The sequence below is a fragment of the Candidatus Blochmannia sayi (nom. nud.) genome (assembly GCF_059935855.1).
Genome location: NZ_CP011796.1, coordinates 172,491 through 186,339, shown reverse-complemented (window position 1 = coordinate 186,339; position 13,849 = coordinate 172,491). Strand labels below are relative to the sequence as shown.

General features: G+C 31.1%; 11 protein-coding genes. All 11 read right to left on the bottom strand.

The window, feature by feature from the left end; genetic code table 11:
• Positions 1–289: 289 nt before the first annotated feature.
• On the bottom strand, positions 290–1,183 hold the full coding sequence (gene lpxC / locus Bsayi582_RS00755) for a UDP-3-O-acyl-N-acetylglucosamine deacetylase (protein ID WP_500815911.1): 894 nt from the start codon (positions 1,181–1,183) through the stop codon (positions 290–292).
• Positions 1,184–1,297: 114 nt separating this feature from the next.
• The gene (ftsZ, locus tag Bsayi582_RS00750; RefSeq protein ID WP_500815910.1) at positions 1,298–2,467 is read right to left on the bottom strand and encodes a cell division protein FtsZ; all 1,170 of its coding nucleotides are present in this window, start codon (positions 2,465–2,467) and stop codon (positions 1,298–1,300) included.
• Positions 2,468–2,556: 89 nt separating this feature from the next.
• Positions 2,557–3,813 (bottom strand): cell division protein FtsA, encoded by a 1,257-nt coding sequence (gene ftsA, locus Bsayi582_RS00745; protein ID WP_500815909.1) that lies wholly within the window; start codon positions 3,811–3,813, stop codon positions 2,557–2,559.
• Positions 3,814–3,831: 18 nt separating this feature from the next.
• Complete coding sequence (locus Bsayi582_RS00740; protein WP_500815908.1) at positions 3,832–4,473, bottom strand: cell division protein FtsQ/DivIB; 642 nt, start codon at positions 4,471–4,473, stop codon at positions 3,832–3,834.
• A 274-nt stretch (positions 4,474–4,747) separates the two neighbouring features.
• The gene (murC, locus tag Bsayi582_RS00735) at positions 4,748–6,214 is read right to left on the bottom strand and encodes a UDP-N-acetylmuramate--L-alanine ligase (protein ID WP_500815907.1); all 1,467 of its coding nucleotides are present in this window, start codon (positions 6,212–6,214) and stop codon (positions 4,748–4,750) included.
• Positions 6,215–6,277: 63 nt separating this feature from the next.
• On the bottom strand, positions 6,278–7,354 hold the full coding sequence (murG, locus tag Bsayi582_RS00730) for an undecaprenyldiphospho-muramoylpentapeptide beta-N-acetylglucosaminyltransferase (protein WP_500815906.1): 1,077 nt from the start codon (positions 7,352–7,354) through the stop codon (positions 6,278–6,280).
• Positions 7,341–8,537, bottom strand: a complete 1,197-nt coding sequence (ftsW, locus tag Bsayi582_RS00725) for a cell division protein FtsW (RefSeq protein ID WP_500815905.1) — start codon at positions 8,535–8,537, stop codon at positions 7,341–7,343. Before ftsW ends, murG begins: the two co-directional genes overlap by 14 nt.
• Positions 8,537–9,865, bottom strand: a complete 1,329-nt coding sequence (murD, locus tag Bsayi582_RS00720) for a UDP-N-acetylmuramoyl-L-alanine--D-glutamate ligase (RefSeq protein WP_500815904.1) — start codon at positions 9,863–9,865, stop codon at positions 8,537–8,539. Before murD ends, ftsW begins: the two co-directional genes overlap by 1 nt.
• 6 nt (positions 9,866–9,871) lie before the next feature.
• Complete coding sequence (mraY, locus tag Bsayi582_RS00715) at positions 9,872–10,957, bottom strand: phospho-N-acetylmuramoyl-pentapeptide-transferase (RefSeq protein WP_500815903.1); 1,086 nt, start codon at positions 10,955–10,957, stop codon at positions 9,872–9,874.
• Entirely contained in the window at positions 10,957–12,315 is a 1,359-nt protein-coding gene (gene murF, locus Bsayi582_RS00710; protein ID WP_500815902.1) for a UDP-N-acetylmuramoyl-tripeptide--D-alanyl-D-alanine ligase, read from the bottom strand. The genes mraY and murF overlap by 1 nt, the downstream gene beginning before the upstream one ends.
• Positions 12,312–13,820, bottom strand: a complete 1,509-nt coding sequence (gene murE / locus Bsayi582_RS00705) for a UDP-N-acetylmuramoyl-L-alanyl-D-glutamate--2,6-diaminopimelate ligase (protein WP_500815901.1) — start codon at positions 13,818–13,820, stop codon at positions 12,312–12,314. The genes murF and murE overlap by 4 nt, the downstream gene beginning before the upstream one ends.
• Between the last annotated feature and the right edge of the window lie 29 nt (positions 13,821–13,849).

The following is a 13,849-nucleotide window of genomic DNA, read 5'->3' as shown; positions in this document are numbered from 1 at the left end:
TGTTTTATAGTTCTATACGATCCACATGATAAATAAATTAAAATATAAATTTTTATTATATCTATTACTACAAATTATAAAGATATTTACATACTTTAATGCTTTTTAAGTTTCATTGACATTGATGTTAAGAACATTTTTTAACATATATACTTTATATATTTATAAATACACTTTTACAAATTCATAATAATACACAAACCTAGTTATAAATAATATATATCCACAATTACATAACTAAAAATCTATTGAAACATTACTGTATTTTAATTAAAATAAATGATAGATATTAAAATAATACAGGCAAATCTGATGTTTTATAAAAAGTGGTAATTTCCCATGCATCTTTTCGTGATAAAACAGTTTTTAATAATTTGTTATTCAAAGTATGTCCAGATTTGAAAGCAATAAAAGAGCCAATGATGTTATACCCACACATAAACAAATCACCAATAGCATCAAGCATTTTATGACGGACAAATTCATTATTAAAACGCAAACCACCTTGATTAAGTACACGATAATCATCAACTATTATCGCGGAATTAAAACTTCCACCTAAAGCAAAACCACGAGATTGCAAGTCTTTTATGTCACGCATAAAACCAAAAGTACGTGCACTGCTAATATTATGCACAAAAGATTCTGAAGAAAAATTAAAAAAATAATGTTGTGTATTAACATTAATCGCGGGATGATTAAAATCAATAGTAAAATCAAGTGTAAACCCATCAAATGGTCTTAATTCGGCCCATTTATCTCCATCCTCAACACGTACACTTTGTTTTAATCTAAGGAATTTTTTTGCACTATTAAGTTCTTCTATACCTGCATCCAACAATAAATATACAAAAGGACTAGCACTACCATCCATTATTGGTACTTCAGGAGCATTAAGTTCTATAATAATATTGTCTATACCTAATCCTGCTTGAGCAGCATTTAAATGTTCAACAGTAAAAATCTGCACACCACATTTATTAATTAAACATGTACATAATGCTGTATTTCCTACCGATTTAACATTAACTGGAAAATCCACAGGGGGATATAAATCAATACGACGGTAAATAATACCAGTATTTGCTAAATTAGGTCGCAAGGTTAATGTTACTTTTTTACCAGTATGCAAACCAACACCAGTAGTTTGTACAGCGCGTTTTAATGTTCGTTGTTTTATCATAATTATGATATCTTATTCACATGACTATTATACTTACTATTTACTTCGAAAAATAAATTTTATAAATATATATTACATTTTGCATTAATTAATTATTATTTTAAATAAGCTTTTTCAATCTGCTGGTTTTCTTAAAAAAGCAGGAATATCTAAATAATCTATATCTTTATCAAGAACCGTGTTTTGTTGATCTACTGTATCAGACGCTGAACATCTTGGTTCTTTAAAAAAGGTGGATACTCCTTGAGAAGATTGATTATGATAATGATTCTTTCCTTGTATCATTCTTTTTTCCTCTTTAGTATTAGATAACATAATATTTGAGTGTGTATCAATACCAATTCCTGTTGCAACTACAGTAACACGTAATTCATTATTTATATCTGGATCTAAAGCAGTACCTATAACTACTGTCGCATTATCTGAAGCAAAAGAACGTATGGTATTTCCTACGGTTTCAAACTCATCTAATCGTAAATCTAAACCAGAAGTAATATTCACTAACACACCACGAGCACCAGACAAATCAATGTCTTCTAATAAAGGACTGGCAATAGCTAATTTAGATGCTTCTTCTGCTCTACTGTCTCCGCATCCTACTCCAGCACCCATCATAGCATATCCCATTTCTGACATTACTGTGCGTACATCTGCAAAATCTACATTCATCAAACCCGGTCTAGTAATCAATTCTGCAATGCCTTGTACCGCTCCTTTTAGTACATCATTAGCGGCGCTAAAAGCATCTAACAATGAAATACCACGTCCTAAAACTTTTAATAACTTGTCATTTGGAATAGTTATTAATGAATCTACATATTTAGACAACTCAGAAATTCCTTGTTCAGCAAATGCCATGCGTTTTTTGCCTTCAAAACTAAAAGGCTTAGTAACCACAGCTACAGTTAAAATTCCCAAATCCTTGGCCACTTCCGCTATAACTGGGGCAGCCCCTGTCCCAGTCCCACCACCCATTCCCGCGGCAATAAATACCATATCTGCACCTTCTATGGTAGCCTTCAATACATCACGATCTTCTTCTGCAGAATTACGACCAATTTCCGGATTTGCACCCGCTCCTAATCCTTTAGTAATAGAACTCCCAATTTGAATAGTTTGACCTACTGTCATTTTTCTTAAAGCTTGGGCGTCAGTATTAACAGCAAAAAAATCTACGCCTTCGATACGTTCACGCAACATATGTTCTACCGCATTACTACCACCACCGCCAATACCAACTACTTTAATTACTGCATCACTAGTCAATTCCATCGGTTCAAACATAGTTTTCTCCACATAATAATCTTCATTTATTTTATAAAAATTAATTTTTTATATAGATTTCATTCATTTTTAATATACCAATGAAAATCTTAAAATTCTTTTTTTAGCCAATTGTTTATTTTTCTTATCCAATTTTTTATTGTTATTTCTTTTTCTATATCTATTTCATTATTTAAATGAGATTCCTTTCCATAATGCAATAATCCAATAACAGTAGAATACTGTGGGCTTTTTATGTCATTTATTATTCCACTTATATTTATTGAAGAAGCAATACGAACTTGAGTGTGAAATACTTTTTGCGCACAATCTATCAATCCATCTATAAGAGAAGCCCCTCCAGTTAATACGATACCTGCTGCAAGATGATGTTTAATATTAAGTTGACGTAATTGTGATTGTAATCGTAATATTTCTTTATTAATTAGCATCATCAACTCGATATATCGAGGCTCAATGATTTCAGCCAACGTATGACGTTGCAAAATTCGAGGTGGTCTCCCTCCAACACTTGGAACTTCTATATTTTCTCCTTTATTAATTAAAGATTCCAAAGCACAGCCATAATGTATCTTAATCACTTCTGCATCAGATAATGGCGTGCCAAAAGCATAAGCTATATCACTAGTTACTACATTACCGGCATATGGAATAACCTTGGTATGACGTAAAGCCCCAGCAGTATATATTGCCATATCCATCGTACCCCCTCCAATATCTACTACACAAACACCCAGTTCACGTTCATCTTCTGTTAACACAGCGTAGCTGGAAGCCAATCCAGAAAAAATTAATTGATCCACTTTTAGACCACATCGTTCTACTGCTTTTACAATGTTCTTGGCCATATCATTATGACAAGTAATCAAATGAACTTTAGCTTGCATTCTTACTCCAGATAATCCAATTGGATTTCTTATACCTTCTTGATAATCAATCACGTAATCTTGTGGTATCACATGTAATATGCGATGTTCATCGTTGACTTTAACTGATTTAGCTATATGTACTACATTATTTACATCTGACTGTGTTACTTCTTCTTCAGAAATAGGTAACATACCTATTTCATTTTTACAACTAATATGTTTTCCAGATAAAGAAAGATAAACAGATGAAATTTGACAACCTGCCATTAATTCTGCTTGATTAATAGAATATTGCACACATTTTATTACTGATTCTAAATTATTTACTCCTCCTTTATCCATACCGCGCGATGGACAATGTCCTAATCCAATAATATTCACGATACCATCAGGTAAGATTTCACCTACCATAGTAGCAACTTTAGCTGTACCAATTTCTAATCCTACCAACAATTTTTTATCTGAAGCTTTAATCATTTTCGTGATTGCCTTTATTTATTTATCACAAAATATAGACGTCATCGAATTAGAAACCCATTTTACCGCAAAACCCGAATGATAACGTAAATCTATATAATCAATATGTTTGTCTTGTTCATTAATTTTTTGAAGAAGAATAGGATAATTTTTAATAAAGCAATATAATCGTTCAATTATATTGCTTCTACCTAATTTTAGATGAATATTATTTTGTAAAACAAGTTGCCATGAACAACGTACATCCATTTTTATTGATTTTATTTGAAATTTACTAGATTTTAATATTTCATTAAACACATAATAATTAGCTAATACGATTTGCTCACTACCTTCTGGTCCATACAAAACTGGTATTGGTTTTATATAATGATCTTGATTTTCTTTTGACGTAGAAAAGATAATGCCTGTTACACTAATTATCTGTGAATCATTCCAATACGCCAACGGGATATGCTCTACTATATGAATCTTCAAAGTATCTGGCCATTGTTTTCGTACACTGACTTGTTGAATCCATGGTAAACATTCAATTTGTTTTTGAATACTATTAACGTCTTGTGTTAGAAATGTTTCTAATGTGCCTAATTGTATTATTGCCTGATTAATATCAGCATCAGTAGTATAATAACGCTGTCCAGTTACTATTACATAAGACATAGGATAACAACAGAAATCATAAATCCATTTTCTTACCCTATAAGCACCCCAAATAATGCTAATTATAACTATCGATGATAATATCCAATTAAATAATTGATGATTACAATAGTGTCTTGATTTTAAGAAACATTTAAATATAGTATAATCATACATATTTAATAATTTTTTGAGACGCGTAAGAAATCCATCCCTTGATTATTCTTCTTTTCACAAGAACTTATTATTATATTATTCATGCTTAAAATTTATCACCATTTTAAGTGACTTGTCATTATGATTCTTTACAAGATCTATCGTCACCATTTTTAACAATACATCCACGAACAACTTCTCCAATTGTACCAGCACCTTGAATCAAGAGCAAATCGTTACTTTTTAAGAATTGAGCTAATTTTATTAACAATGTTTCCGTATTTGATATAAACACTGGATTAATCTTTCCATATTTTTGAATTGACTTACATAAGGATTGACTATCTGCACCTAAAATAGGTTTTTCGCCAGCAGAATAAACATCTAATACTAAAAGAAGATCTACATTTGAAAGCACATCAATAAAATTATCATATAACTCTTTTATGCGTGTATACCTATGCGGTTGAAACACCATAATTAATCGTCTACCAGGCCATCCATTTCGGATTGTTTCAATAGTTACACGTAGCTCGACAGGATGATGCCCATAATCATCTATTAACATAATTTTTCCTGGCTTGCCATTTATTTTACTTAGAGAATAATGACCTAAATTCTCAAAACGACGACGTGTTCCTTGAAAATTTAACATAGTTCTTAATATGCTTTTATCACTAATTCCTTCTTCAGTTGCTACAGCAATAGCAGCTGTAGCATTAAGCACATTATGACGACCAGGAATATTCAAGATTACTTGTAATTCTGTTTTATTTAACCGTGATACGGTAAAATTACTTTTCTCTGTATATTGATGATAATTAAAAATATGCAAATCAGCATTTTTACTAAAACCATAAGTAATTATTTTTCTATTAATTTTAGGTAAAATCTTATAAATTACCGGATCATCAATACATACTATGACATATCCATAAAACGGCAAATTATGTATAAAATTAATAAACGCTTTTTTAAGATATTCAAAATTTCTTTGATAAGCATTTATATGATCAGTATCAATATTAGTAATCACTTCTACTATAGGACGTAAATATAAAAATGAACTATCGCTCTCATCTGCTTCTACTATTAAATAACGACTACATCCAAAACGAGCATGTGCACCTTCTGATTTTACTATACCACCATTTATAAAAGTTGGATCCAAACCTGCTTCAACGTAAATATTAGCTATCATTGTTGTAGTAGTAGTTTTACCGTGAGTTCCTGAAATAGCTATTCCATATCTAAATCTCATTAGCTCAGATAACATTTCTGCACGTTGAATAATAGGAATTCTAGCCTGTTTGGCAGCTAAAATCTCAGGATTATTTGAAGGAATAGCGCTAGATATAACCACAACACTGGCCTTATTTATATTATTAGATCGATGACCAAAATAAACTTTCACCCCTAGTTTCAGTAAGTGACGTATAATATCATTATGCACAATATCAGAACCAGTAACATAATAACCTTCATGTACCAACACTTCTGCAATGCCGCACATACCAGTTCCGCCTATACCAATAAAATGTATTTGTTTGACACGATTCATTATTAGTATTATGTCTCTCAATTTAGCTAATTTCGCATTTGACATATCTATTTAATATATTCGTTTATATTTATTATAAATAAACAAAGAATTAAATTATTCACATATTTATTTTTTTAGGTATTCAATTATTATTTGAGAAACTTGTTGAGTTGCATTAGGAATAGCTATACTCCTAGCACGCTGCGCCATATTAAATAATTTCTTGCGATCCCAGGACTCTATCACCGTGCTAACATAATCACTTGTAAAATTGTGTTGTTCAATAATTTTTGCTGCGCCTGCTTGTACCAGCGGTATAGCATTCCAATGCTGCTGATGATCTTTATGATGCATAAAAGGTATAAATATCGCCGGCAATCCTACAATAGATACCTCACTTACTGTTAATGCTCCAGCACGAGATATTAATATATCTGCCCAAGCATACGCACGGTCTATGTCATCAATAAATTTTACAATCTTGTGATTATTTTGTTTAATTTTTTGATAAGCCCACATTACTTTTTCAAAATCTCGTTCTCCAACTTGATGCCATATAATCAATTTACTAAATAATTTTACTGCTATATGTGGAATGATATCATTTAATATACGAGCTCCCTGACTACCTCCAATAACTAAAACACGAATGGGTCCAACACGTCCTTTCCATCGTTTAATTGGGCTTGGCACAAATAATATGGTATTCCGTATTGGATTACCTACTGTTTTAGCATTAGGAAAAGTACCGGGAAATCCCTGTAATACTTTTTTGGCAAAAATAGATAAATAGCGATTAGTTAAACCAATTATTCTATTTTGTTCATGTATTATCAGTGGAATTCCACATATCCACGCTGCTATTCCACCAGGTCCAGAAACATATCCACCCATACCTAATACCACATCAGGTTTCCAATATTTTATAATTTTCAATGCTTGATATATTGCAAAAAAAATAAACAATGGCATAATAAGCTTTACATGCAGTTTCTGACCATGCCATTTTTTAATATGAATAAATTTAATATCAATCCCATATCTAGGAACTAACTTAGCTTCAATGCGATCTGCAGTACCTAACCAAAAAACTTGATATCCATTATTTTTTAAATAATGGGCCACCGATAATCCCGGAAATACGTGCCCTCCGCTACCACCTGCTACTATCATGATTCTCTTTTTTGATTCATTTTTTCGCATTCTTCAAAAAAGCTTGATTTTTAGCTAAACGTGTCTCGAAATCTATTCTTAATAACAATACGCTTGCCATTACTGTTATTAAAAAACTAGATCCTCCATAACTAATAAATGGTAATGTTAATCCTTTTGTGGGTAATATCCCACTAACAGTTCCTATATTAATAAATATTTGTAATCCAAACCAAATGCCAATAGAACAAGCTAAAATACCAGAAAATCTATGATTAATATTTAAAGCACGATAACCAATAGCCATGGCACGAAATACAATAATAAATAATATACATAATACTAAGATTGCTCCAAAATATCCCAATTCTTCTGCAAGGATAGCAAAAATAAAATCAGTATGAGCTTCAGGTAAATACTCCAATTTTAATACAGAATTTCCTAATCCCTCTCCAAAAAATTTCCCGCGACCAAAAGCCATCAATGATTGAGTTAATTGATAACCATTACCAAATGGATCTTTCCATGGATTCCAAAAAGTAAGTACACGCTGTATACGATAAGGTTTAACTATAATTGACGACGTAATTAAAAATATATTAAACACAAAAATAAATGCCAACTGCCATAATTTAGCGCCAAAAAGAAATAATATAGATAAAGTGGTAATAAAAAGAATAATAATACTCCCAAAGTCAGGTTGTGCTAACAATAACATATCTAATACTATCATTATTAACATAGGTTTACATATACCCCAAAAAGTAGTATAGACTTCCTTTGATTTACGTACTAAATAATTAGCAAGATAACAAATAAAAGACAACTTTGATAATTCTGAAGGCTGCGCGCACAACGAACCCCATATTATCCAACGTGACGCTCCATTGGTAGAATTATTGAAAATTAATGTTACTGTTAACATTATAAAACTACATAACAACATAATAGAACTATAACGTTGCCAAATTATCATAGGTATTCTCAACACAATTACAGATACCAAGAATGTTATACCATAATAAAAAATTATACGTTTTATAAAATAACATGGATCATTTGTTAAACGTATTCCAATAGAGATAGATCCTGAACTAATAATAACAAAACCAACACATATCAATCCTAACAGCAACCAAAAAAACACACGATCATATAACACACCAATATTTGATGATCTTTTTTTAAATAATTCTAATAATTGATTAATAATTTTTATTTGCAAGACACTCATTATCCAAATTCTCGAGCAAAATAAGTAAATACTAATCCACGCATTTTAAATGATTTAAATTGATCTAAACTTGAACAAGCCGGAGATAATAAAACGATATCTTTTTTCTTCGTACGACGACTAACAATACGTATTGCGTCTATCATTGTATATGTTAAAATAATGTTACTATATCCTAATTCTGTCAACAACAAACCATCTTTTCCAAAACAATAAAGATGTATATCGTGTTGTCTAATCAAATATTTCAACAAAGAAAAATTAGCCGATTTACTATCACCTCCTAACATTAAATGTAATGTACCGGTAAGTAATCTTAAATTGCATATAGCTTCTTTAGTAGCACCAACATTAGTAGCTTTAGAATCATTAATCCAACTTACTTCATTATTTTTATAAACTAGTTGACAACGATGCATTAATCCAGAAAATTGACACAATGCTTTTAAAGCAGCAGAACGAGGAACATTAACCATTTCTGATAATGCTAAAGCAGATAATGCATTTAAACAACTAATACGATTATTAATTCTCATTAAAGAACAATTAAATATACATTCATTACGCGCTACTATCCAATTATGTCCTTTATAATATTTCAAATGATAATCTGCAGAACCCTCATGCGCTCCAAAACTTACACAATAATTACAACCATTGGATACAGGTACTGTTAAAGGGTCTAAAGCGTTCATTAAACAAATTGTAGCATTTTTATAAATCTTTTGTTTAGCAAGATAATATTGCTTCAATCCACCAGGATAATGATCCATATGATCTTCACTAATATTTAAAATTACAGCCACTGTTGCACGCAAACTATAAGTTGAATCTAGTTGAAAACTTGAAATCTCCAGTACATACAATTGATATGCTTTATTTAATAGAGAAAGCACGGGAACACCTATATTCCCTCCAACACCTACACTCCAACCTGCACTCCGAGCCATATTAGCAACTAATTGAGTTACTGTGCTTTTACCATTAGACCCAGTGATCGCTATCATAGGAACAGTTACTTCACGCACAAATAATTCAATATCACTAACAATTTCTACTCCTAATTTTAAAGCTTCAATTAAAATTGGATGATCTAATCGTACTCCAGGACTTACTACAATTAACGTAGCATTCAATAACCATATGTCATGAAATCCACCTAAATAATACTGTACAGTATACGGCAATTGATTTATTCTTGAAGGATGCGTGCAAAAAGTATCTATTACTTTCGGTGTCACACCACGAGCTAAAAAAAAATTAACACAAGACAAACCTGTCACTCCCATACCAATAATTACAACTCGTGATCCACGGTAATTGATCATATTTTATTATCGTATTTTTAAAGTAATTAACCCAAACAAAACTAATATCAATGATATAATCCAAAATCGCACTATAATTCGAGGCTCTGGATAACCTTTTAATTCGAAATGATGATGTATTGGAGCCATTTTAAATATACGTTGTCCAAATAATTTAAAACAACTTACTTGTAAGATCACAGATAAAGTTTCTATTACAAACATACCACCCATAATCAATAATAAACACTCTTGATGTAATAACACTGCAATCACTCCAAGCGCCCCTCCAAGAGACAAAGAACCAACATCTCCCATAAATATCTGAGCCGGATAAGTATTAAACCATAAAAATCCGATACTAGCCCCAATAATAGTAACACATATTATTACTAATTCTCTGGCAAAACAAATATAAGGAATATGTAAATAATCAGAAAAATGTATATTACTTGTCACCCATGCAACTATAGCCAATCCGGTAGAAATCAATATTATAGGAACAATCACTAATCCATCCAAACCATCAGATAAATTGACCGCATTACTTGCACCAACAATAACAAAATACATCAATATAATATACCAAATACCTAATTGTGGTATAAAATTTTTAAAGAATGGTACTACTAATTGCATAGATATAATGCTTCTACTCCATATAAAGATAATCACTATTAATATTAAAGCGATTAATGATTGCCAAAAATATTTATATGCTACACTTAAACCTACAGTATTTTTTCTTCGTATTTTTAATACATCATCAATTAAACCTAACACTCCATATGTCATTAGTATAAATAATACATACCATACATATAAATTAGATAAATCAGCCCATATTATTACTGAAATAATAATCGAAAAAAGTATTATGATCCCACCCATAGTAGGTGTAGCTTTTTTATTAAAATGTGTTTTTGGACCATCATTCCGTACTATTTGAAAATAACGCAAAGCCCGAAACTGTGTAATTAGATAATAACCCATTCCCAAAGAAATAAATAATGCTGATAAAAAACTAACAATAACTCGAAACATTAAACAATTAATAACATCAAATTTAGATGAATATAATATTAAAGTGCTTTTTACCAACCAAAATAACATTAAAATCCATCCTGAATAGCAGTTACTATTTTCTCCATCTCAAAATTACGAGATCCTTTTACTAACACGCTAATTAATTTATGACTATATAACATCTTTTTTATATAAATAATTAATTTTTTTTTATGTTGAAAATGCTTTCCTTTACTACACATTTTAGAAACAAAATAACTAACCTTACCTATAGTAAGAATCTCATTAATATTTGTCGCTGCAACTAATTTCCCAATATAACAATGATATTCAATTTCTTTATATTTTCCTAATTCCAACATATCACTCACCACTAATACACGATAACCCGGCATTGTAGTTAACACATGAATTGCAGATACCATAGATCCGACATTAGAATTATAAGTATCGTCTAACAATAATTTACCTTTAGATAAAATAATTGGAAATAATCTACCAGATAACCTTTTTGTACTTTCTAATCCAAATACCACTTCTGACAGCTCAGCTCCTACAGAAAACGCAAGAGCACTAGCAGCTAAAGCATTAGCTACATTATGTTTTCCCAACATTGATAAAAATACCGGAGCCGTTCCATATGGGCTATTTAAAATAAATCGTATTCCATTTTTTTCAGAAATAATATTACTCGCAAAAAAATCTACACCCACATCAGTACATACAGAAAACCTCCATACAGATTTTCCTCGTAATACTTTACTCCATAGACACAAAGCATGGCTGTCAGCATTTATAATACCTTTTCCATGAACACCCAAATCAGAAAAAATTCTCCCTTTCTCTTCTCCTATTTTAGTTAATGATCCAAAACCCGATAAATGGGATGGATAAATATTATTTACTAAAGCCACATTAGCAGCGACAATTTTACTTAATCGAGAAATTTCTCCTGGATAACTTGCGCCTAATTCAATAACCGCAAAATTATTTTGTTTTGTCAAACGTAATAAAGTAATCGGAACTCCAACTATATTATTAAAATTATCCTGCGTTGACGTTGTATATCCACAACTTTTTAATATGGACGCGGTCATTTCTTTTACTGATGTTTTACCGCTTGATCCAGTTATAGCAATAATTTTTGCTGAAACTTGCAAACGTACCCAGTGTGCTAAAGTTATCAAAGCACAATGAGTATCAGAAACTATTAATTGAGGAACATCTAATAATATATGACGATTGACTAATAATGATTTAGCACCCGCAAACACTGCTTGAATTGCAAAATCATGACCGTCAAAACGCTTACCTATTAATGCTATAAACATACACTGTTTATAAATAATATTTGAATTAACAGTAATTTCATTAATCACTAAATCTATACCAATATGTTTAGCATTTAAAATTGGTGCTATTTTACGCAAACTAAACGAAATCACGATAATGCCCTACTCTTTAATATCTCTTTTACTACATCTTGATCAGAATGATATACATAATCATTTCCAATTATTTGATATCTCTCATGACCTTTACCCAAAACCAATATTATATCTTTTGAACGTGCCTTTGACATAGCAACTTGTATAGCATTACCACGATTCATAATAATTTTAATGTTTTTTGCTGCATATGTTATACCACACATAATGTCATTTACGATCGACTGCGGTTCTTCAGTGCGTGGATTATCATTAGTAATTATCACATAATCAGAGTATCGTTCTGCCACATAACCCATTACAGCACGCTTAGCTTGATCTCTGTCACCTCCACAACCAAACACACACCATAACCGCCCGTAACAATGCCGTCTAATTGCAATCAATATTTTCTTTAACGCATCCGGAGTATGTGCATAATCTACTATAACTGTAGGACTTTCATCAGAACGAAATACTTCCATTCTACCACTTACAGGTTGTAGTTGAGATGATGTATGAACTAATAACGACAAAGGATATCCTAATACTAATAGCGCGCCTAAAGCTAACAGTAAATTACTAACATTAAATTCTCCCAACAATTTACTATGAATTACTCCTCCTCCCCAACTTGAATTAAAAATAATATCTGTGCCATAAAAATAATAATCTATTTTTATCACACATATCCATCTACCTTTCCAAAAACATGGCAAATTACCTGATACCGTCACTGCAACTGCCTGAGGCAAACGATCTAACCATCTACAACCAATAAAATCATCAGCATTAATGATATATTTTTCTACATTTAATTCGCCAAATAACCTCCACTTAGACATCGAATACCGCATGATACTGCCATGATAATCCAAATGATCATGACTTAAATTAGTAAATATAGCAACTTTAAAATATAAAGCATCCACACGATACTGAGCTAATCCGTGCGATGAAACTTCCATTGCAACAAATTTAATTCCATTTTGAACAAATTGAGCTAGTATTTTTTGAGTGTCAATAGCAGAACATGTTGTATTATAAGATAAACTTACATTGTCTAATATTCCATTACCTAAAGTCCCCATTACAGCGCTTCTTTCCCCCAATAACTGCACCCAACGCGCCAACAAGTGTGTTATAGTAGTTTTTCCGTTTGTACCAGTGACACCAATTAAATTTAAGAAACGAGATGGATGATTATAAAACATACCTGCTACACTAGATAAATATTGCGGTAATTTATTCACATAAATAACAGGTACTTCATTCACGCTATAACTACATTTTTGAAACTCTACCGATTTATCGAAATATTCTGATAAAACTACAGAAGCGCCTTTTTTTATGGCACTACCAACGTACAATCTTCCATCAGTCTTATAACCTTTGATTGCTACAAATAAATTTCCTAACACAATATCACGACTATCTAATTGTATTCCCGTCAATACAGGACAAACGGACCCATCAGAAACACATAGTATGAGTAACTTATATAAATTATGTAATTCACACATATAACATTATCAAAAATTATTTTTATTTT

Bases quoted from the DNA above. Each gene is read 5' to 3' on its own strand.
- lpxC (WP_500815911.1), bottom strand. From the start codon at position 1,183: ATGATAAAACAACGAACATTAAAACGCGCTGTACAAACTACTGGTGTT.
- ftsZ (WP_500815910.1), bottom strand. From the start codon at position 2,467: ATGTTTGAACCGATGGAATTGACTAGTGATGCAGTAATTAAAGTAGTT.
- ftsA (WP_500815909.1), bottom strand. From the start codon at position 3,813: ATGATTAAAGCTTCAGATAAAAAATTGTTGGTAGGATTAGAAATTGGT.
- Bsayi582_RS00740 (WP_500815908.1), bottom strand. From the start codon at position 4,473: ATGTCTTATGTAATAGTAACTGGACAGCGTTATTATACTACTGATGCT.
- murC (WP_500815907.1), bottom strand. From the start codon at position 6,214: ATGTCAAATGCGAAATTAGCTAAATTGAGAGACATAATACTAATAATG.
- murG (WP_500815906.1), bottom strand. From the start codon at position 7,354: ATGCGAAAAAATGAATCAAAAAAGAGAATCATGATAGTAGCAGGTGGT.
- ftsW (WP_500815905.1), bottom strand. From the start codon at position 8,537: ATGAGTGTCTTGCAAATAAAAATTATTAATCAATTATTAGAATTATTT.
- murD (WP_500815904.1), bottom strand. From the start codon at position 9,865: ATGATCAATTACCGTGGATCACGAGTTGTAATTATTGGTATGGGAGTG.
- mraY (WP_500815903.1), bottom strand. From the start codon at position 10,957: ATGTTATTTTGGTTGGTAAAAAGCACTTTAATATTATATTCATCTAAA.
- murE (WP_500815901.1), bottom strand. From the start codon at position 13,820: ATGTGTGAATTACATAATTTATATAAGTTACTCATACTATGTGTTTCT.